The 20,547-nt window shown below is 70.6% G+C and carries 17 protein-coding genes; 9 read left to right on the top strand and 8 right to left on the bottom strand.

The features are described 5' to 3' along the window. The 5 genes from AC08OV_RS15875 to glgX form a co-directional block, all read left to right on the top strand. Window positions 1-203, top strand: a 203-nt coding sequence (locus tag AC08OV_RS15875; protein WP_476619871.1) for a hypothetical protein, incomplete at its 5' end; no start/stop codon positions are given. 133 nt (window positions 204-336) lie between these two features. Further along, the gene (locus AC08OV_RS15870; protein ID WP_476619870.1) at window positions 337-777 is read left to right on the top strand and encodes a hypothetical protein; all 441 of its coding nucleotides are present in this window, start codon (window positions 337-339) and stop codon (window positions 775-777) included. A 161-nt stretch (window positions 778-938) separates the two neighbouring features. Continuing rightward, a complete protein-coding gene (locus AC08OV_RS15865; protein ID WP_476613247.1) occupies window positions 939-1,304 on the top strand; it encodes an SPASM domain-containing protein in 366 nt (121 codons plus the stop codon). After that, window positions 1,268-2,437 carry a methyltransferase domain-containing protein gene (locus tag AC08OV_RS15860; RefSeq protein WP_476619869.1) on the top strand — a complete coding sequence of 390 codons (1,170 nt, stop codon included), beginning with the start codon at window positions 1,268-1,270 and terminating at the stop codon, window positions 2,435-2,437. Before AC08OV_RS15865 ends, AC08OV_RS15860 begins: the two co-directional genes overlap by 37 nt. 113 nt (window positions 2,438-2,550) lie before the next feature. Beyond that, window positions 2,551-4,953 carry a glycogen debranching protein GlgX gene (gene glgX, locus AC08OV_RS15855; RefSeq protein ID WP_476619868.1) on the top strand — a complete coding sequence of 801 codons (2,403 nt, stop codon included), beginning with the start codon at window positions 2,551-2,553 and terminating at the stop codon, window positions 4,951-4,953. Here the strand turns inward: glgX and glgP are convergent. Beyond that, entirely contained in the window at window positions 4,950-7,508 is a 2,559-nt protein-coding gene (gene glgP / locus AC08OV_RS15850) for an alpha-glucan family phosphorylase (protein WP_476613244.1), read from the bottom strand. The two genes, glgX and glgP, sit on opposite strands and share 4 nt — an antisense overlap. Before the next feature lie 133 nt (window positions 7,509-7,641). Continuing rightward, window positions 7,642-9,645: an acetate--CoA ligase gene (gene acs, locus AC08OV_RS15845; protein ID WP_476613243.1), complete on the bottom strand. Its 2,004-nt coding sequence runs from the start codon at window positions 9,643-9,645 to the stop codon at window positions 7,642-7,644. 234 nt (window positions 9,646-9,879) lie between these two features. Here acs and AC08OV_RS15840 point away from each other — a divergent pair, with 234 nt between their 5' ends. Both AC08OV_RS15840 and AC08OV_RS15835 read left to right on the top strand, forming a co-directional pair. Continuing rightward, window positions 9,880-10,035 carry a hypothetical protein gene (locus AC08OV_RS15840; protein ID WP_476613242.1) on the top strand — a complete coding sequence of 52 codons (156 nt, stop codon included), beginning with the start codon at window positions 9,880-9,882 and terminating at the stop codon, window positions 10,033-10,035. Between the two features lie 16 nt (window positions 10,036-10,051). Then, a complete protein-coding gene (locus tag AC08OV_RS15835) occupies window positions 10,052-10,828 on the top strand; it encodes an enoyl-CoA hydratase/isomerase family protein (protein WP_476613241.1) in 777 nt (258 codons plus the stop codon). Window positions 10,829-10,985: 157 nt separating this feature from the next. Here AC08OV_RS15835 and AC08OV_RS15830 read toward each other — a convergent pair whose 3' ends face one another. Next, complete coding sequence (locus AC08OV_RS15830; protein WP_476613240.1) at window positions 10,986-12,056, bottom strand: endonuclease/exonuclease/phosphatase family protein; 1,071 nt, start codon at window positions 12,054-12,056, stop codon at window positions 10,986-10,988. 169 nt (window positions 12,057-12,225) lie between these two features. Beyond that, entirely contained in the window at window positions 12,226-13,605 is a 1,380-nt protein-coding gene (locus tag AC08OV_RS15825; RefSeq protein ID WP_476613239.1) for a transcriptional regulator, read from the bottom strand. 555 nt (window positions 13,606-14,160) lie between these two features. Between AC08OV_RS15825 and AC08OV_RS15820 the strand changes: the two genes are divergently transcribed. Then, complete coding sequence (locus tag AC08OV_RS15820; RefSeq protein WP_476613238.1) at window positions 14,161-14,946, top strand: electron transfer flavoprotein subunit beta/FixA family protein; 786 nt, start codon at window positions 14,161-14,163, stop codon at window positions 14,944-14,946. A gap of 13 nt (window positions 14,947-14,959) precedes the next feature. After that, window positions 14,960-15,922 carry an electron transfer flavoprotein subunit alpha/FixB family protein gene (locus AC08OV_RS15815; RefSeq protein ID WP_476613237.1) on the top strand — a complete coding sequence of 321 codons (963 nt, stop codon included), beginning with the start codon at window positions 14,960-14,962 and terminating at the stop codon, window positions 15,920-15,922. 91 nt (window positions 15,923-16,013) lie between these two features. Here the strand turns inward: AC08OV_RS15815 and AC08OV_RS15810 are convergent, their stop codons facing one another. The 4 genes from AC08OV_RS15810 to AC08OV_RS15795 are packed head-to-tail and all read right to left on the bottom strand — an operon-like array spanning window position 16,014 to window position 20,258. Then, entirely contained in the window at window positions 16,014-16,808 is a 795-nt protein-coding gene (locus tag AC08OV_RS15810) for a hypothetical protein (RefSeq protein WP_476613236.1), read from the bottom strand. A gap of 54 nt (window positions 16,809-16,862) precedes the next feature. Further along, a complete protein-coding gene (locus AC08OV_RS15805) occupies window positions 16,863-17,681 on the bottom strand; it encodes a vWA domain-containing protein (protein ID WP_476613235.1) in 819 nt (272 codons plus the stop codon). A 27-nt stretch (window positions 17,682-17,708) separates the two neighbouring features. Next, a complete protein-coding gene (locus AC08OV_RS15800; RefSeq protein ID WP_476613234.1) occupies window positions 17,709-18,818 on the bottom strand; it encodes a hypothetical protein in 1,110 nt (369 codons plus the stop codon). 42 nt (window positions 18,819-18,860) lie between these two features. Beyond that, window positions 18,861-20,258 carry a hypothetical protein gene (locus AC08OV_RS15795; RefSeq protein WP_476619867.1) on the bottom strand — a complete coding sequence of 466 codons (1,398 nt, stop codon included), beginning with the start codon at window positions 20,256-20,258 and terminating at the stop codon, window positions 18,861-18,863. Window positions 20,259-20,547: the final 289 nt, after the last annotated feature.

The following is a 20,547-nucleotide window of genomic DNA, read 5'->3' as shown; positions in this document are numbered from 1 at the left end:
GTGTCCCGCCGGCCCGGAGCGAACTGGATTCCCCGGCGGGCACACCGGCGAACTACTCGATCTCCGTGCTCGACGGGGCGGGAAACCCGGTCGAAACCTTGATCGGCTGGCCGACGGCCCGGCTCGCCGACGAGTACGCCCGCACCCTGACCGGGATCGCCGGCTACCGGGTGGTGCCCTGCCGTCGGGCCGGCGACCCCTGAGACCGGGGCCGCCCCTTCCCCGAGGCGGCCCCTCCATCCCTCTCCGCCCGCGGCGACCCGATGCCACCGGGGTGCTTCCGTGAGCGCCTGCCGCGGGCGGGGAGGCTCCAACCAGCGCCACAGGGAGAGATGCATGATTGCCCGCACCGAATCGGACGGGGCGGCATGGCGCCGTCCCGTCTGCGCCCCCGGGGTCGAGTTCGGCCGAGCCGACGACATCCTGATCCGCTACGAGTACGGCGGGGAAGGCGGCACGGTCCGTCTCCCGGCCCCTATCTGGTTTCTGCTGGTGCGGGATGTCCGGGCCGGGCGGCTCGACAGTCTTGAGCCCTGGGATGACATCGTCGGCTGGACGTCGTGCGGCGCCGGCCAGGTCGCGCAGGTCGAAACGGAAGTCGTCCTGCTCTACAGACATCTCGGACAGCCGCAGGAGATGTCGATCCCCGAGGAAATTTGGAAGCAGGTTGTTACCGCGATCCGGGCCCGGGCGGTTGACAACCTCGGAGAGGCTGATCGTGGAGACAGTCCCGGAACCCGCCCGCCCGCCGGTGTTGCGGTTCTCCCAGCTTTGTAAGGGCTGTTCCGGGTTCGCGGTGCGGATCGGCACCTATCCGACAGTCTACGGCCACTCGGAGAAGTTGATCTTGTACTGCCCGTGGTGTGCCGGCGCCGGCCGTACTACCTGGGCGCCCCCGGTCTGACCTTGAGACATCTAGACATACCCGAGGAGATGCCATGCCGCCCACAACCATGCCCGCGCTCGACTTTGTCGCGTTGGAGATCACCGGTCGGTGTCAGCTCGCCTGCGTCCACTGCTACGCGGAGTCGGGCCCGACCGGCGGCCACGGGTCGATAGCCGTGGCCGACTGGCACGCGGTCATCGGCGGGGATGGCACGGTCACCCCGTGTGTGTTCGCCCGCCGCGCGCCGGCGGGGAACATCCGCGTCGACCCGCTCGCGGTCATCCTGTCCGGGGCCGCGTTCGCCGGGCAGGTCGCCCGCCTCGACGCCATCCGCCCTCGCGCGCTCCATGGCGACGGCTGCCAGCCGGACGACAGCAAGCCGTGCGGACCGGTCCACCCCGAGCCGGACCCGAACTGATGGCCGAGTCCTGGCGGGCCCACGCCCGCACCCTAGCCGACGAGATCACCCATCCCGGCTCCCGCTGGTACGAGGCTGTTGCCAGCACGCCGCGGCACGAGCTGGTACCGGCCTGGTGGGCGCGGACCAGCGACGGGTGGGCGTTGCGCCGCGGCCCGATCGCCGATGCCTACGCCGCCCACCGGTCGCTCGTCACCCGCGTCGGTGTCCTCCACGCCGATCAAGCGGCCAACGGCGACTCTCCCGTCGGCCTGCCGACGTCCTCGGCCACCATGCCCTCGCTGGCCCTCACCATGTACCGGCACGGCCGGCTCGGCGAGGGCCTGGACATTCTCGACGTGGGTACCGGCTCCGGCTACGGCACGGCGCTGCTCGCCCGCAGGTACGGCAGCGAACGGGTCACCACGGTGGACGTCGACCCGTATCTGGTGGCCGTCGCCGTGAAACGCCTCGCAACCCTCGACCTGCACCCGGACGTGTTGCCGATGGACGCGACCATCGGCCTGCCCGGTCAGTTCGACCGGATCGTCTCGATGGTCTCCGTCCCCAGCATCCCGACGGCCTGGCTGCATGCGCTACGCCCCGGCGGTCGATTGGTTACCACGATCACAGGCACGTACATGGTCGTGACCGCGACGAGAACCTCGCGTGGCCTGCTGGGCATGGTCGAGTTCGAGCCGGCCGCGTTCATGCGCACCCGCACCGGCGACGACTACCCGCCGTCCGTCCTCGACGATGACCAGCTCGACGAACGTGACGCCGACGAGGTGACGACCGGCCGCTATCCCGTCCTCGACGTCGCCGAGGCGTGGGAGCTGTCGACCCTGTTCGCCCTGGCCGTGCCGGGGGCGCGCCACCGTTACCGCCGCGAGCCTGACGGCCAGCACACGGCGATCATCGCCCACCCCGACGGGTCATGGGCCCGAGCCACCGCCGTCGGTGTAGAACCACCGACCGTCCACCAGGGCGGGCCGCGCCGGCTGTGGGACATCCTCGACGATGTCCGGGACGACTGGCTCCGCCTCGGCTTCTCCCCGTTCCGCGGCGCCCGCGCGAGGGTGTTCGACGACGGCAGCATCCGACTCGATCACGGAGACTGGCGGGCAACCATCCAGGCCACCCCTGCGCTCTAGCAGGGGTCGTCGTCGGCGCAGCCGTCCTCCTTCTTTTGACGTCATTCCCGGCCTGTTCCCCGGCCACCGTGTTTCCCGTGCTCCGGAAAGGGGGATCGGTTAGCGTCGCCAAGGTGTCCGACACCGTGAAGACCACCGTCTCACCGGACATACCGGCATCCCCAGGCGTACCGGCGCCGACCGCCTCCGGGCTCGCGCCGGGGTGCGCGGTGCCACTGGGCGTGGCCTGGGACGGGTCCGGGGTGAACATCGCCGTCGTCGCCCCCGGGGCCGAGGCGGTCGACTTCTGCCTGTTCGATGCCGACGGCCGCGAGACACGCCATCGACTTCCGGAGCGTGACGGCGGGGTGTGGCACGGCTATCTGGCCGGCGTCCGCCCCGGTCAGCATTACGGCCTGCGGGCACACGGTCCCTACGACCCGGAGCGGGGCCAGCGGTACAACCCGGCGAAGCTGCTGGTCGACCCCTACGCCCGATTGGTAGCCGGGACGCTGCGCACGGATCCGGCGATCTACGGGTTCGGTGGCGGCGACCCCTACGGCTTCGAACCGGACCCGCGGGACTCCGCACCGTTCGTGCCCCGCTGCGTCGTGACCGGACCCGGGCGGGCGCAGCGGGGCCCCGCCGGGACCAGGGACCCCGGATTCGGGGACCCCGGATCCGGGAGTGGCGGTTCGACGGGTCACGGCGTACATCCGGCGGACAACCGGCCCACCATCCCCTGGTCGGACACGATCATCTACGAGGCGCACGTACGCGGGCTCACGAAACGTCACCCGGGCCTGCCGCCACGGTTACGCGGGACGTACGCCGGGCTCGGCCACCCGAGCGTCCTGGCGCACCTGCGCCGGCTCGGCGTCACCGCGATCGAACTGCTGCCGGTGCACGCCTCGGTCTCCGAACCGGCCCTGCTCGAGCGCGGAAAAATCAACTACTGGGCCTACAACACCCTGGCCTTCTTCGCCCCTCATGCCGGGTACGCGGCCACTGACGATCCGATCGGCGAATTCCAGGCGATGGTCGCCGCCCTGCACGCCGCCGGCATCGAGGTGATCCTCGACGTCGTCTACAACCACAGCGCCGAGGGCAGCGAGCGGGGCCCGACGCTGTCCCTGCGCGGCCTGGACAACACGACCTATTACCGGGTAGAGCCGATGGATCCCCGGCGCTACCGTGACGTGACCGGCTGCGGCAACACCCTCAACACGTCCTCACCGCACGTCGTGCGGCTGATCTGCGACTCGCTGCGGTACTGGGTGACGGAGATGGGCGTCGACGGGTTCCGGTTCGATCTCGCCACCGCGCTCGCCCGCAATCCCGACGCCTTCGACCCCGCGGCAAGCCTGCTGACCGCCATCCACGCCGACCCGATCCTCGCCACGGTGAAGCTGATCGCCGAGCCGTGGGACGTCGGCTGGGGCGGATACCAGGTGGGGGGATTCCCGGCCCCCTGGGCGGAGTGGAACGGGCGGTTCCGCGACACCGTGCGCGACGTGTGGAACAGGCACACCAGCGGCGTCGCCGATCTGGGCTATCGGGTGTCCGGCTCGTCGGACCTGTTCGAGCACGGCGGCCGACGCCCCTGGGCATCGATCAACTTCGTCACCGCCCACGACGGCTTTCCCCTGGCCGACCTGGTCTCCTACAACGAGAAGCACAACGAGGCCAACGGCGAGGGCAACCGGGACGGCGAGGCGGACAACCGCTCGGCGAACTATGGGGTGGAGGGTGCGACCGACGACCCGGCGATCCTGACCATCCGCCGCCGGGTGCGCCGGGGACTGATCACGACGCTGCTGCTGTCCACAGGCGTCCCGATGCTGCTCGCCGGCGACGAGTTCGGTCGCTCGCAGGGCGGCAACAACAACGCCTACTGCCAGGACAACGCGGTGTCCTGGCTCGACTGGCCGGCCGACCTCACCGGATCGGTGGACGTCGCCGGACCGGTGGACGTCGCGGAGCCGGACCACGCCTACCCCGACCCGGCCGGCCCCGACCCGGCGCTGTGCCGGCTGGTGGGCGGGTTGGCGGCACTGCGCTCCGCCGAGCCCGTGCTGCGCCGGGGGCGGTTCTTCCACGGCGGCCAGTCGGCACCCGGGCGACTCGCGGACATCACCTGGTTCCGTGCGGACGGGGCGGTGATGTCGGTGGCGGACTGGAACGCCCCGCGGGTCGCGACGCTCGTGGCCCATGTCGCCGGCAGCCCCGTCGCTGAGGATCCTGCCGGCGGGCGGGGGACGCACGATCGACCGGCCCACGGCACTGGCCTGGTGTACGTGTTCCATCCGGATCGCGGCGACACCGTCGTCACCCTGCCCGGTGCCCCCTGGGCGGCCCGCCACGACCTGCTGCTCAATACCGCCGACGACGATCTCGCCGGATTCCCGGCGACCGTCGCGGTACCGGGAACCAGCTATGCCGGCGGCGAGTCCCTGACCGTGCTGGGCCACAGCGTGCTCGTCCTACGAGCCCATCCCCCCGGCACGGCGGCTTCGCCGCGGTGCGGGGACCCCTAGGGGTTGGTAACCAGGCCCAGTTCGGTGATGCTTGCGGTGAGTGCGTGCCGGGGCAGCACCCGCACCGTGTAACCGAAGGGTCCGGTGCGCCCGAGCGGGATGGTGCCCTCGTAGCGGTGACCGCCCTCCCCTTCGCCAACCGGCTGCAGGAACAGCGTCGAAGGATCCAGGATCCGGTCGGTCTGGTCGATCCGGCCGTAGGAGGCGAGGACGTCGACGTCCTCGAGGGCCAGCTCACCGAGGTCGATCGTGGCCCGCACCACCAGCGACTGGCCCACCTGAGGGGTGTCACCGAGACCAGCGGAGTCGACGTTGAGCACGCGGACCCCGGGCCACGCGGCCTGCACCCGGCTCTTCCAGGCGGCCAGGTCCCGGGCCCCGGCGAAGCCGCCGGCGGCGGCGGCCCGGGCCGAGACACCGGCCGGCACGTAGTAGCGCTCGACATACTCCTGGACCATGCGGCTGGCCAGGACCTGGGGACCGAGAGCCGACAGGGTGTGCTTGACCATCGCGGCCCAGCGCCGCGGGATGCCGTCGCCGGGCTCCGAGTCGTAGAAGCGGGGGGCGACGGTGTTCTCCAACAGGTCGTACAAGGCGGCGGACTCGATGTCATCGCGCCGGTCGGGGTCCTCGACCCCGTCCGCGGTCGGGATCGCCCAGCCGTTCTGGCCGTCGAACATCTCGTCCCACCAGCCGTCCCGGATGGACAGGTTCAGGCAGCCGTTCAGCGCGGCCTTCATCCCCGACGTGCCGCACGCCTCCAGCGGACGCAGCGGGTTGTTCAGCCAGACGTCCGATCCGGAGTACAGGAAGCGCGCCATCCCGATGTCGTAGTCGGGGAGGAAGACGATGCGCGACCGCACGGCCGGGTCGTCGGAGAACTGGACGATCTGCTGGACGAGCTGCTTGCCACCATCGTCGGCAGGGTGCGCCTTGCCGGCGATGACCATCTGGATCGGCCGCTGCGGGTGCAGCAGCAGCCGGCGCAGCCGGTCACGGTCCCGCAGCATGAGGGTCAGCCTCTTATAGGACGGCACGCGCCGGGCGAAACCGATCGTGAGGATGTCCGGATCGAAAACCGACTCCACCCACTCCAGCTCACCGGGTGCCGCGCCGCGCTCGAGCCAGGAGGCCCGCAGCCGGCGGCGGACCTCGGTGACGAGGCGTTCCCGCAACTGCCGCCGGGCGGCCCACACGACCTCGTCGGGCAACGCGGAGATCTTCTCGAATCCGGCCGCGTCGTCGGAAAGCAGGCCCGGGCCGGGCTCGCGGTCAGCAAGCTCGATGATGGGCCGGGACACCCAGGTCGGGGCGTGCACCCCGTTGGTCACCGAGCCGATCGGGACCTCGGCGGTGTCGAAACCGGGCCACAGCCCCGCGAACATCTCCCGGCTGACGATGCCGTGGAGCTTGCTGACGCCGTTCGAACGCTGCGCGAGCCGCAGACCCATGTGGGCCATGTTGAAGACGTTGGGGTCGGCCTCCACCCCGAGCTGCAGGATCCGCTCGACCGGCACACCGGGCCAGCCGTTGTCCCCGCCGAAATGGCGGGCGACCAGGCTGCGAGGGAACCGGTCGATGCCGGCGGGGACGGGGGTGTGGGTGGTGAACAGCGTGCCGGCGCGGGCGGCTTGGAGCGCCTCGTCGAAGCTGAGCCCGTTCTCGACGAGCTCCCGGATCCGCTCCAGGCCGAGGAAGCCCGCGTGCCCCTCGTTGGTGTGGTACACCTCGGGCTCCGGAGTCCCGGTCACCGCGGCGTAGGCGCGCAGCGCACGGACACCCCCGATGCCCAGCAGCATCTCCTGGAGCAGCCGGTGGTCGGTCCCGCCGCCGTAGAGCCGGTCGGTCACCCCCCGCTCGGCCGGCTGGTTGTCCTCGACGTCCGAGTCGAGCAGCAGCAGCGGGACCCGTCCGACCTGCGCCTTCCAGATCTGCGCGTGCAGCGTGCGACCCTCGGGCAGACCGACGGCCACCTTCACCGGCATCCCCGCCGGATCGGTCAGCTGGGCCAGGGGGAGCCCGTGCGGGTCGATGCCCGGGTACCGCTCCTGCTGCCAGCCGTCCCGGGACAGCGACTGCACGAAGTACCCGGCCCGGTAGAGCAGGCCGACGCCGATGATCGGCACGCCGAGGTCGCTCGCGGTCTTGAGATGGTCGCCGGCGAGGATGCCGAGGCCGCCGGAGTACTGCGGCAGCACCTCGGTGATACCGAACTCCGGGGAGAAGTAGGCGATCGCCGATGGGGCGCCTTCGGCCTTCCGCTGCTGATACCACAGATCGGCTGTCAGGTACTCCTGGAGGTCGTCCGCGACGTCGGTGAGCCGGCGCACGAACCGGCGGTCGGCGGCCAGCGCGAGCAGCCGGTTATGATCCACCTCGCCGAGCAGGCGGACCGGGTCTCCCTTCGTCGCCCGCCAGAGCTCCGGATCAACAGACTCGAACAGGTCCAGCGTCTCGGGATGCCAGGACCAGCGAAGATTCAGGACTAGTTCCCCTAGTGGAGCAAGCTGCCCGGGGAGCTGCGCACGGACGGTGAACCGTCGGAGGGCTCTCACGAAGACGTGAGCCTAGACAGTGCCGGCGACGTCGACACACCCGGGTGCGGCCAGCTGGTCCCGGCCGGGAAACAACTGTCATGTCGACCCGATGGCAGCCAGAATTGTCCGGAACCGGGGACCGGAACCGCTCTTACTCGTTGTCTCGGGCGGTGCCCACCTTGGCCGCGAGCGCGGCCATCACCGCGGGGTCGCGCAAGGTCGTGACGTCGCCGAGTTCCCGGCCTTCGGCAATGTCACGCAGCAACCGGCGCATGATCTTACCGGACCGGGTCTTCGGCAGGTCGTCGGCCCAGATGATCCGCCGCGGCCGGGCGAGCTTGCCGATCCGCCTGGCCACGTGCTCGCGCAGCTCGGCCTCGGTGGCCTCGTCGCCCGAGCGGTCACCGGTGAGCGTCACGAACGCGACGATCGCCTGGCCGGTCTGCTCGTCGTACTCTGCGACCACCGCCGCCTCGGCGACGGCCTCATGGGCGACGATCGCCGACTCCACCTCCGCGGTGGACAGCCGGTGCCCGGACACGTTGATAACGTCGTCGATCCGCCCGATGATCCAGAAGTAGCCGTCGGCGTCGAGGCGCGCGGCGTCGCCGACGACGTAGGTCGACGGGCCGAAGCGGGAGAAGTACGTCTTGACGAACCGCTCGTCGTCCTTGTAAAGGGTGCGCAGCATGGATGGCCATGGCTTGGTGATCACCAGGATTCCGGTGCCCTCGGTGACCGGCTCGCCGTCCTCCGAGAGCAGCGCCGGGCTGATACCGGGCAGCGGCAGGGTCGCCGAACCCGGCTTGGTCGACGTCACGCCGGCCAGCGGCGAGATGAGCGCGGAGCCGGTCTCGGTCTGCCACCACGTATCGACGATCGGGCAGCGACCACCGCCGATGACCACGTGGTACCACAACCATGCCTTCGGGTTGATCGGTTCCCCGACCGTGCCGAGTACCCGCAGCGAGGACAGGTCGTGCCGACCGGGATACCGCGCGCCCCACTTGATGCACGTACGGATCGCCGTCGGCGCCGTGTAGAACACGGTGACCTTGTACTCCTCGATGAGCCGCCACCAGATGTCGTAGTCGGGGTAGTCCGGCGCCCCCTCGTACATCACGCTGGTCACGCCGTTCGACAGTGGGCCGTAGATGATGTAGGAGTGCCCGGTGATCCAGCCGACGTCCGCGGAACACCAGTAGACGTCGGTGCCCGGGTCGATGTCGAAGACCGCCCGGTGAGTGTAGGTGGCACCGAGCAGGTAACCCGCGGTCGTGTGCAGGATCCCCTTCGGCTTCGCGGTCGATCCGGAGCTGTAGAGGATGAACAGGGGATGCTCCGCGGACAGCGGTTCCGGCGGGCAGTCGGGCGCCGCCGCAGCCAGCAGTTCGTGGTACCAGACGTCCCGGCCCGCGGTCATCGGCGCCCCGGTACCGCCCGGCCCGGGCACGACCACAATGTGCTCCAGCGCCGGGAGGTCACCGAGCTCCGCGTCGACGGCGGCCTTCACCGGCGCCGTCCGCCCTTTGCGCCGCGCGCCGTCCACGGTGATCAGCACCTTGGCGTCGGAGACCTCCATCCGCTCCCGGACCGCGGACGGCGCGAAACCACCGAAGACCACGTTGTGGACCGCGCCGATCCGGGCGCAGGCCAGCATCGCGACGGCCACCTCGGGAATCATCGGCAGGAAGATCCCGACCACGTCGCCGGCGCGCACGCCGAGCGAACGCAGCCCGTTCGCCAGCCGCTGGGTGTCGGCGAGCAGGTCCGCATAGGTGACGGTGCGCCGTTCTCCCTCCTCCCCGTGCCAGTGGAAGGCCACCCGCTCGCCGCGCCCGGCCGCCACGTGCCGGTCCAGGCAGTTCTCCGACAGGTTCAGCGTCCCGTCCGCGAACCAGGTGTAGAAGGGCGGGTTCGAGTCGTCGAGTACCTGCGTGAACGGCGTGTGCCAGGTCAGCAGCTCCTCGGCCTTGCGAGCCCAGAACGCGTTCGGGTCCGCCTCGGCGGCGGCCCGGTCGGCGTCCATCGGCCGGCGCCGGGTGAAGGCCGCCGACGGGTCGAAACGCTCCACTGACAGCAGGCTCTCCAGGGTCGCCTCGAGATCGGCGACCTTCTCGAGACCGGTCGGGACGCTGACACCTGTGTCGGCCACGGCTCCTCCTGGGTCGGCTCGGGACGAACAGCACGGTCATACTCTGCCCCTCGGTCTACCACGAAGGCCCGTCAACTCTCAGGAGTTGCGCGGCAGGTTCCGGCGGTCGGCAGGTTCCGGGAGTGAGAGGGGACCGACCGGTGGCCGACAGGTGGTAATGTCCGCTACTTTCAGTTATAGGCTAGTGCGCCGGCTGGAACCAAGTGATCCCCGAACCCGATCGGGAGATGATTGATGAAGATCATCTCGTGTCGGCCTATCGTGACGACCGACACCTACAGCGACACCGAAACCATCCTCAAAGCCGGCGCCGTCGACGATCTCGGCGGGCCGGGGCGGGGTGGGGAACGCCGGGGTGCCGGACGCCTCGCCGGTCGTCGAGGGGCCTGAAGCGGGAGGAATGCGGATGAGTGTGGTGCGGCTCGAGGTTGACGGCGGGATCGGCACCATCCGGTTAGACCGGCCGCCGATGAACGCGCTGGATTCCACGGTCGCCGCGGAGCTGCGGACCGCCGCGGTCGAGGCGACCCGGCGGTCGGAGGTCCGCGCGGTGGTGCTCTATGGCGGGGAGAAGGTGTTTGCCGCCGGGGCCGACATCCGGCAGATGGCGCCGATGGGTTACGCCGAGGCATCCGCCTGGGTGGGCGATCTGAACTCCACCTTCGAGGTCGTGGCCCGGATCCCGAAGCCCGTGGTCGCCGCGGTGACGGGCTATGCCCTGGGCGGCGGGTTGGAGCTTGCCCTGTGCGCGGACGTGCGGGTCCTGGCCGAGGACGCCCGGGTCGGCCAGCCCGAGATCCTGCTCGGAGTGATCCCCGGTGCGGGGGGCACCCAGCGGCTGCCGCGCCTGATCGGCCCGTCCCGCGCCAAGGACCTCATCTTCAGCGGCAGGCAGGTCCGGGCGGCCGAGGCCGCGGAGATCGGCCTGGCCGACGCCGTCGTTCCCGCGGGTGAGGTGTACGTGCAGGCGAAGCGGATCGCGGGCCGGTACACGAACGGCCCGGCGATGGCGCTCGCGGCGGCGAAGCACGCGGTCGACGACGGCGCGGAGATCGCGCTGGCCGAGGCGCTGCGCCTGGAGGCGGCGCTGTTCGCCGGGCTGTTCGCCACCGAGGACCGGCGGATCGGAATGGAGTCCTTCCTCGAGAGCGGGCCCGGCAAGGCCGACTTCATCGGCCGCTGACCGGAACCCCGTGCGGTGTCTGTGGTAGGGGTCCCCGGATGGCGCCGAAGGCTTGCGATGGTTGTCCCAGGAGGATCGCCGGAGGCGATTCGACGGAGACCCCGTGCGGTGCCTGTGGTAGGGGTCCCCGGATTGCGCCGAAGGCGCCATCCGGGGGCTACCGCATGGCTAGGTCGGCGATGACCGGCCGGTGGTCGCTGCCGAAATCGCCGCCGACCTCGAAACCCGTCACCGCGAACGCGGGTGAGGCCAGCACGTGGTCAATGCGCAGCACGGGCGGCAGGATCAGGCTCTTGGAGTTCCAGGTCGGTTGCCACCCGCCGCCGACGACGTCGTGTGCGTCGCGTACCCCCGAGCTCACCAGCCGGCGGAACGGCCGGTGGTCCCGGGTGGCATTGAAGTCGCCGGCCATGACGACCGGCAGCGTGGCGTGCTCGAGTTGCGCGCGCAGCGTGTCGAGCTGGGTCCGCCACCGGTCGGTGTAGGCGCTGGTCGTCGGTGAGATCGTGTGCACCGCGTACACGACGAAGCGTCGACGCTCATCCACCTCCACGGTGGCCCGCAACGACATCGATCCGCCGACGACCGGGGCCGCGGCGTCGTGCAGCGGGAAGCGGGAGAACACGGCGGCGCCGAACGCACCCGGCTCCGGGTACACCTCGCGGTACCGGTAGCTCGCCAGCGCCCCGGACGAGGTGACCCGCGCCAGGGTGAGCGGGGAGAGCTCCACGAGGACGAGCACGTCCGGGTTCGCGGCGCGGATCTGCGTGCCCAGTCGGTCGGCGCGGTCGTTGTAGTAAAGCAGGTTTGCCGACATCACCCGCAGGCGCGCGGCACCCTGCGGGGCCTCCTCGGCGCCGCCGGGGAGAACCTCGGGCAGGGTCCAGAACAGATGGATGGCGATCAGGGCCATGGAGATGATCATCAGCAGGTTGCGGCGGAGTGCGAAGGCCACCGCCACGGTGGCGTAGGCCGGGAGGTAGAGCAGTTCGGTCCCGGCGTTGATCGCGGAGTAGGGCCAGCCCACCGCATCGTCGAGATGGGCCAACCGGCCGAGGGCGACCCCCCCGAGCCCGGCCGCTGTGACCCACGCGACGATCACGACCAGGGGGCGGACCGGGAAGGCCGGGCGCGGCCGGGGCTCCGGGGCGGCGACCGGGATGTTCTTGTGCCGGGAGATGGGGTCGGTGTCCGGCACGGCGGAACCGGACTCCTGCGCGGAACTCACTGCACTAGAGTGCCCGGCTGGCAGGGCTGTCCGGGAGGCGGGTGCTCCCGGACAGCCCGTTCGGTGGTGAGACGTCGGTAACGGTGGGGCCGATGGCCGTGGCTTGCCGGCGCCGGGAGCCGTCGGCGCTGAAGTCGTCGGCGCCCGTGCGACGGCTATCGGTGACCGGTCAGGTGGCGGCTGTGGCGCCGACCAGTGGGCGCGCCCGTTCGTGCCATTCGCGGACCGCCACCGTCGGGTGCGTGTCGAGCTCACGGTCCAGCTCCCGCAGCTTCTCGGTGACCCGGGAGGACGACAGCTGCCCGGCGACGGAGACGGCTCGGTAGCCCGCCTCCAGGGCGGCCTCCAGGTCCGGAGTCGGTCGGCGCAGGTAGGCCAGGGCGAGGTCGGCCTCGGCGTAGCTGCGGGTTCGGGCGCGCGCCGCGCCCTGCAGGCTCCGGGCCTCGAGCAGTTTCGTCTCGGCCGGTCGGGCGTGGCCCAGCAGTAACAAGCAGTGACCATGGCACTCGGCGACGTCGCCGGCGTTGTAGTGGCCGGCCCAGGACGGTCCGTCGTCCCCGTCGCTGCGCGCGATCGCCCGGTCCATCTTGTCCAGGGCCTCTATGCAACCGGCCTCGTCACGGTTGCGTGCCAGCGCCCAGGCATGCTTGTCGTGCAGCATGGCCTGCACGGCATACGAGGAGTGCCGCACCGCGCGGCCGAGGGCCGCCCGGGCCAGGGCGAGGCTCTGCCGGGGATGGCCCAGCCGGGCGGCCTGGTCGCTCATCGCGGACAGCACCCGGCCGGCGAGCATGGCGTCGTCGGCGTGCTCGGCGAGGCTGAGGGCCTGGATGTAGTAGCGCTGCGCGAGGGCCTGCCGGTTGCTGTCCTGGGCGAGCCACCCGCTGAACTGGGTCAGCTCGGCTAGCGCACTGAACAGGTCGGGGCTCGGCCGTCCCTCCCGGGCGGCCCGGGCCCGGTCGTGCAGAAAGGCGACGACCTGAGGCCGGATCTCGTCGCCGCCGAACTTCGCGTCCAGCCGGCGGAAGGTCTCGGTCATATCCCGGATCACGGTGCCGGCGGAGGCTCCCGTCGGTTCCGGCCCGACGATCCGGTCAACCACTCCGGTGAGGCTGGAGAGGACCGGATCAGCGAAGGCCGATGCGATGAAGGCCGTTCCGTCGTGTAACAGGTCGCGTCGCCGCATGTCTCGCCCCGATAGTCCGGCAAGGGTGCTGAGGGTCTCGGTGGGTGCGTTCGAGCTCGACAGCCCGAGGTCGTCGCGTTCATAGGACTCCCCGCGCCAGCCCAGATCCACCGGCCGGACCGGGTATCCCAGGGCCGCGGACATCTCGGCCGCCGCGAGTTCGGCGACCATCGGGTCACGCGGCCGCATCCCGCGACGCCAGTGACCGACGGTGGTCCTGGCCAGGCCCAGTTCGATCCGGCGTTGATGGCGGGCGCGGGCGTTCACCTGCCGGGCGAACCGGGTGTCGGATACCCCGGCCTCCCGCAGCAGGCGCGCGAACTGGGTCGCGGGAGAGGGATCTTCAGACGACGTATTCGACATGTGTCCCCCGTCGAGGTAAAGATGACTTAAATCCACAATGTCGGTGCCTTGCGCACCTCTTGGGCAGAAAGTAGCCGAGCAGTCACCTTGTAAGGAAGAGGGTGTGCATAACCCGGCCGGAATGCACGACGAGTCGGGACCGGTGCCTCTAGCGGATCCCCGGATGACCGGTAAAAGAAGGTGCGGAATATCTCAATCGGTTACGGAAAGCGGCGGATCCATTTTCTGCACATACATCTGCATGGCGCGTCTGCACGCCCCGGGGGGCGCGGAGGGCCGGAGAGGGGCCCGGACGGATCGTCATCGGGGGCGTCTTGTCCCGCTCTGGGGGGAAGCGGCCGTGACGATGCATCCGGCCGGGGGTATGGTTCCGCCCGGCCGGACGGACTAGGCTCCGTGACGGGGCGTAGTCGCCACCCGGTTTCGGCCCGGCTGTCCAGGTCAGGGGCGTACTGCGGTCCGCGTCACGTCGTCGATCACTGAGCGTGTGAGCGCTCCAGATGCGACGATGCCGAGAGCACTGACATCGGATGTTGGCTACGGAGGCCCCAAGGCGTGAACATCGTCGTTACCGTCAAGCAGGTTCCTGACACCTGGGCGGAGAAGAAGCTCGACGCCGCGGACAAGACTGTCGACCGTAAGAGTGTCGACAACGTCATGAACGAGATGGACGAGTACGGGGTCGAAGAGGCCCTGAAGATCAAAGAAGCGCACGGGGGCGAGGTCACCGTCGTCACGATGGGACCGGCCAAGGCGGCCGAGACGATCCGCAAGGCCCTGTCGATGGGTGCGGACAAGGCCGTGCACCTGACGGACGACTCGCTGCACGGGTCGGACGCGCTGGCGACGTCCGCCGCGCTGGCGAAGGTGATCTCCACGCTGTCACCCGACATCGTCATCACCTCCAGCGAGGCTTCCGATGCCCGTGGCGGCGTCATCGGTGCCCTGCTGGCGGAGCGGCTGGCCCTTCCCCAGCTCACCCAGGCCCGCAAGGTCACGGTGGACCCGGCCGCGGGCAAGGTCACGATCGAGCGTCTCGCCGACAACGGCTACGCCCTGGTCGAGGCGAGCCTGCCGGCCGTGGTCGCCGTGGTCGAGAAGATCAACCAGCCGCGTTACCCCTCGTTCAAGGGCATCATGGCGGCCAAGAAGAAGCCGCTGACGACGTTGTCCGCCGCGGACGTGGGTCTGGACGCCAGTGCGGTCGGGCTGGCCGGCGCCACGTCGACGGTCGTTGCTTCGGAGCCCGCGCCGCCGCGGTCGAGTGGCACGATCGTCAAGGACGAGGGCAACGGCGGCACGAAGGTCGCGGAGTTCCTCGCGGCGCAGAAGCTTATCTGAGGGGTTTTGTCCGATGGCTGAAGTTCTCGTGCTCGTCGAGCACGCCAATGGTGAACCCAAGAAGGTCACCGCGGAACTGCTGACGCTCGCCCGTTCGCTCGGCGAGCCCGCCGCGGTGTTCCTCGGAGCGCCGGGCACCTATGCGAAGGCCAAGGAGTACCTCGCGCAGTATGGCGCCGCCAGGGTCTACGTCGTCGAGTCGGAGGACGTCGTCGGCTACGTGGGCGCGCCGGCGGCGGAGGTGCTGGCCAAGCTGGTCGCGGACGCGTCGCCGGCCGCCGTACTGGTCGCCGCCACCGCGGATTCGCGGGAGATCGCGGCCCGCGTCGCCGCGAAGACCGACTCGGGCCTGATCTGGGACGCCGTCGCGCTGGCCCCCGACCTGGTCGCCACCCAGGGTATCTTCGGCGGCTCGACGATTGTCACGTCGAAGGTCGTCAAGGGTGTTCCGGTGGTCGTCGTCCGGCCGAACTCGATGGCGCCCGAGGCCGCCCCCGTGACGCCGTCCGAGCAGACGGTGGACATCGCGATCTCCGACGCCGCGAAGGGGGCCAAGATCGTCGACCGTGTCGTCGAGGCGAAGTCCGGCCGCCCGGACCTCACCGAGGCCCAGGTCGTCGTCTCCGGTGGTCGCGGTCTGGGCGCCGCCGAGCACTTCACCCTGGTGGAGAAGCTGGCCGACACCCTCGGCGCCGCGGTCGGCGCGTCGCGTGCCGCCACCGACGCCGGGTGGTACCCGCACCAGAACCAGGTCGGGCAGACCGGCAAGACGGTGTCCCCGCAGCTCTACATCGCGGTCGGCATCTCCGGCGCGATCCAGCACCGGGCCGGGATGCAGACGTCCAAGACGATCGTCGCGATCAACAAGGACCCGGAAGCGCCGATCTTCGAGTTCGCGGACTACGGGCTGGTCGGCGACCTGTTCAACGTCGTCCCGCAGCTCATCGAGGCGATCGAGAAGCGCAAGGCCGGCTGATCGATCGATCCCGCGGACCGGCCACGGCCGGGCGTCCACTGGTCTCGGCGAGGGTGGCGCCCGGCCGTCGTTCAGGATCCATGCCCGTGCGTCACCCCCGCGGGTCCTCGCGCACCCGGAGCACCACCAGCGTGAGGTCGTCGTGGTCGATCTCGCCCGCGTCCTTGAGCTGGTGGGCGAGCCCCTCCAGGTTCGGCTTGCGCAGGTCGGGAAGTCGCCGCCAGACCTCCGGATCGGTCCAGGGCAGGGTGTAGAGCCACTTACTGATCGCGTCGCTGCCGAGCAGGAAGACCTCCCCCGCCTCGGCGAAGCCTCGCCGCACCCGCACCGGCCAGCCCTCCTCGGTCGGCGCGAGCCGACGGGCCCGCCCGAGGTCGCTGGGCACCAGGTCGGGGGTGCTCGTGAAGGCGGCCGATGCGGAGTACGGGAAGAACTCGGGTTGCGCGCCCGCCAGGATGGCCGTCGGCGAGGGCACCCGGACCAGGCAGGAATCGCCGACCGCGATCGCCTCCCACTCCAGCCGGCCGTCGTGTTCGTTCTCCTCGCTCCTGAACTGCAGTCCAAGAAACGTGGCGAACGCCGCTTCCGTCGCACCGACGCCCTGGAACCGCCAGTCGTCGGGATCGACCGTCGGCGGCCTCAGGTTCCAGATCCTGATCGTCTCGCGGAACCATTCGTAGATGCCCTCGGCCGAGGCCCCGATCGGCGGCGGCGTGTTGACGTATCGCGTGACCAGCAGGTTTGCCCACCGCCGCACGTCGACCCCCTCCGACGCGCCATCCGCGACGGCTGCCCGCCGGCGCGCCGTGCTTACCATCGTCGCGTCTTCGGAGACATAGCCGCTGTTCTTCGGTAGCCACACCTGCACCCGGCCCGTGACCCGCACTCCCGCACCTCTCCTTCCTCGGGACCCACCGCCGCCGTCGGCCCACCGCTCCACTCAGGCGTCGACCTGAGCCACCTGGGTGCCGACGGTGAGGGCGAGGACGATCGCGTCGGGTGTCGCGTTGGACACGAATCCCCGGGCGCCGGGCCGGGTCTGCACGCCCAGGCGCTCCGCCGCGGTGCGCATCAGCGGCGGCAGCTCGCTCGACATCCGGAACAGCCCGCGAGCCCACTCGTCGGACAGCTCGGACTCGGCCGCGGGGAAGGTGGTGGTGGTCTGCGCGAGCGCGGAGATGCTGATGTTGAACAGCAGCAGGTTGCCGTCCGCGGTGCGCAGCGACCGTAGCCGGTCGGCCCACATCTGCACCTTCTCGGGCTCGCCGTCGGTGGCGGCTCCATCGGTGATGTTGATGATGATCGGCGGGAAGGAGTCCTGGTGGTTCTGGGCCCAGCCGGAGGCGAGGCTTCCGGCCATATCGAGGGCGGCGCACATCGGGGTGAGGCCCGCCCCGAACGGTTCGAACCACACCGGCATCGAGGAGCCGTGACGCTCCTCCCGGCGCAACACGGAGGCGAAGAGGTCCGGTACCGAGACCAGCCACTGGCCGGCGAGCGCTCCGGTGAACAGTGAGCGGGCCTCCGCGCCGCTGTAGCCGAGCACGGCGATGTCGTAGTAGGGACGCGGACCCTCGCCGCGCTCCTTGCTGCACCGGCGGATGATCATCGCGAGGGTGTCGTTGACGATGTCGGCGAGGGCCTGCGCCTTGGAGATGCCGGGACGCCCGGCGATCGGGTAGTTCATCGAGTCGGACTGGTCCAGCAGAAAGATGAAGCAGCCCGGGGCACGCCGGTCGATCTGCTTGGTGTAGGGCATGGGCGTCGCGCTTCCTCAGGAATCGGATCAGTACCGGGGGAGGTGGTCGTCGGCGGAGAGAGCGCCCGGGGGATCGCCCGCCGGGTTCGTCGGGAGGATGTCCGGCCAGGGCTCGCCGGCGGCCACCCGCCATGAGTTCGGACATGCGCGGCAGGCGTAGGACGCGTCGACCTGGACGCTCCCGCACGAGCACTGCGGGTCCTCCAGCAGCGTCCGCCGATCGATCACCTCGACTCCGATCGGGTGGACGGCGGCGCCCGCGCGCTCATGGGCCGGTCCCAGGGCGGCCGGGACCGGCGGTGCCGGCCGCGGATACCGAGTCGGCTGAAATTCGGCCGGCTGGAAGTCCCCGGGCAACGCCGGTTCCGGGTAGGTGCCGCGACCGGTCACGGCGTGGATGAAGCCGGCCAGCGGAACCACGGCGAGGCCGACCGCGAAGATCAGAAGCCAGCGCAGCGCGGTGCCGATCCGGTCGGGGCCGTAGGTGCCATCGTGCACTGTGGCCGGCACCAGGATCTTGCGGTCGTCACCGATCGCCTCGACCGTGTCCGGAAGTGCCTCGGCCACCTTGCGGACGTCCGGGCGGGCGCCCGGACCGACGGCGACGAGCAGCCGGGCGCCGACCTCGGCGAGCCGGGGGACGTCGGCGGCCGGCACCCCGAGCGACGGGACGCCGGCCGTGGCCGACGCCGCGGGTGGGATGTAGGGGGTGAAGGCCGGGCCGTCCTCCCCCGTGCCGCGGGTGAATCGGGGCGGGAGCGGGACGTGGAGCAGCTCACCGTCCTTGAGCGAGTGATCGGCCACGGCGTCCGGGTGGACCCCGAGTGCCGCGGCGATCTGTTCCCGGGTCTCCCCGGCCCGCACCTTGTACTGGATGAACAGCTCGGGCTCGTCCGGCCGCGGCGCCGACGACGCCACGAGTATCACCTGGTCGACGTCGTCCCCGCCGGCCGCCCGCAGGGCCTGGTCGGCGGAGGTCGTCACCAGGATCCTGATCGGCGACGGAGCCGTTCCGCCTCCGCCCGAGATCAGGCCGACGACGGCGATCGTGACCGCGGCCACGAGGATGCAGACCCCGATGATCCGCTGGTGGCGGCTCGGCCACGCGGTGTCGTCCGGCCCGCCTGACGGCGCCATGCCGCCTCCCTTCGGTTGTCTCGAGCCTTCGGTCGTCCTGTATCAACCAACGGTGAGGATGATCAGGATGAGTGCGAGGATGGCCAGGGCCGCGAGGACGAGAGCCGCCGTGCGCGACCCGGAGCCGCGGTTCGGCGTGGATCCGGGGGGCGATGCCTGCTGTGCCCCGTCGCCGGCCGCGGAGGTCGCGCCGGGCCGGCTGGAACCCGAGGCGCCACCGGCGCCCGCGGCCGTGCCGCCCTGACCCGCCGAGGGACCGGTGTTCGGCGATGTCCTGGTCGTCGCGTCCCAGAGATTCCGTCCCGCCGCTGGGGTGCCTGGGGTGGCCGACGGAGAGGGTGGGGTCGGCGGGGTCGCCCAGCCCTGGCTGGGATCGATCGGCTTCGTCGGGACGGACGCCTGGCTCGGTTCCCACCAGGAACTCCCCGCGCCGAGGGACGGCGCGACCGCCTCGCTGACAGGCGCGTCCGGCAGGGCGCTGTCGGCGTCGCGCAGCAGCGTCGGCAAATCGACGTCAACCGCCGGCGGCCCGAGGCAGAAGCGCCGCAGCAGCGGGACGAGCCGACGGACCTCGCCGTCCCGGCTTGCGGCGAGTCGTGACCAGATCGGCGTGTGGTCGGGCTGGGCGAGGTCGGACGCGCTCAGGATGAGGTTCTCGTCGCGGTGGAACTCTTCCCACAGGGCCGGGTCGGCGGCGACTGCCAGCACCGAGAGGTAGATGACGAGACCCGGGAAGGTGTCGACGCGGCGGTCCCAGTAGCCCGTTGACTGCCGGCGGGGGTGCTGGTAATGGCGATGTCCATGCTCGTCCGGCGGCAGGTGCGCGACCGTCGGGACCCAGACCGAGTCCAGGTCCACGAGGCGTACTGAACCTTGTTCGGTGACGAACACGTTGCCGTGCTGCAGATCGCCATGGGCGATCTCGGCCTTGCTCATCTCACCGAGTAGAAGCTTCCATTCGGCGGCGAGGTCATGCAGCGCTTCCGGAGAGGCGAGGTGCTGGCGGACGTAGGTCCGCAGGGTGGTGCCCTGGACCTGGTCCATGACGACCACCGGCCACCATTTCTCGCCGACCCGCACTCCCTGCGCGACCCACTCGGCTTTCGGGAAGGCCGACAGCACCCGATGACGACGTAGATGATTCGTTACCGCCGCGTAGCGTTCGGCTCCGCCGGTCAGCGGCCGGGTCGGACAGCGCAGCGCGAAGGCACTGCCCGTCGCCGCTCCGAAGAAAACGACCGCCGACTCGCCGGTGACCTGCACCGGGGCACCGAAAGCGTCCCGTTCGAACCGGGCGGTCCGCAGCCGTGGATCCGTGAATACCTCCGCGCCAGTAGAGACCGCCGCCTCGAACTGGCCACCATTCGGCCAAACTCCCGCGCCGAGCACGCCGCTTCCCCCTGGGACGGACCGTCGGAAGTAACCGCCACCGTCGTTCAACCGGTGATCGTCCTTGCCTGTCGGACATTAGCCGACCGTGGATCGGCTTGTCCATGTGCTCGGCGACCGAGAAGCCCATGGACCTCAGGTGATCGCCGTGATCCCGCCTCAGGATGGTTTCTTCGCGGAAGGCGACCGCGATCGGGGATCGGCTTGTCGCCGGCCGCCCCAACCATTCAATCCCACAATTTCACCGGGGGTCGGGTTCGCAGGGGGTCGGGTTCGCGACGGATCGGGACCGGGCCGTGGCGGCCTGCCGGGTTTCGTACCGCCGGGTTCCGCGTTCCTC

This window comes from Frankia sp. CeTa3Moorea (assembly GCF_978021225.1).
This window is presented reverse-complemented; position numbering and strand designations above follow the sequence as displayed.

Coding starts and splice junctions, on each gene's coding strand:
- AC08OV_RS15870 (WP_476619870.1), top strand. CDS start 337: ATGATTGCCCGCACCGAATCGGACGGGGCGGCATGGCGCCGTCCCGTC.
- AC08OV_RS15865 (WP_476613247.1), top strand. CDS start 939: ATGCCGCCCACAACCATGCCCGCGCTCGACTTTGTCGCGTTGGAGATC.
- AC08OV_RS15840 (WP_476613242.1), top strand. CDS start 9,880: ATGAAGATCATCTCGTGTCGGCCTATCGTGACGACCGACACCTACAGC.
- AC08OV_RS15835 (WP_476613241.1), top strand. CDS start 10,052: ATGAGTGTGGTGCGGCTCGAGGTTGACGGCGGGATCGGCACCATCCGG.
- AC08OV_RS15825 (WP_476613239.1), bottom strand. CDS start 13,605: ATGTCGAATACGTCGTCTGAAGATCCCTCTCCCGCGACCCAGTTCGCG.
- AC08OV_RS15815 (WP_476613237.1), top strand. CDS start 14,960: ATGGCTGAAGTTCTCGTGCTCGTCGAGCACGCCAATGGTGAACCCAAG.
- AC08OV_RS15805 (WP_476613235.1), bottom strand. CDS start 17,681: ATGCCCTACACCAAGCAGATCGACCGGCGTGCCCCGGGCTGCTTCATC.
- AC08OV_RS15800 (WP_476613234.1), bottom strand. CDS start 18,818: ATGGCGCCGTCAGGCGGGCCGGACGACACCGCGTGGCCGAGCCGCCAC.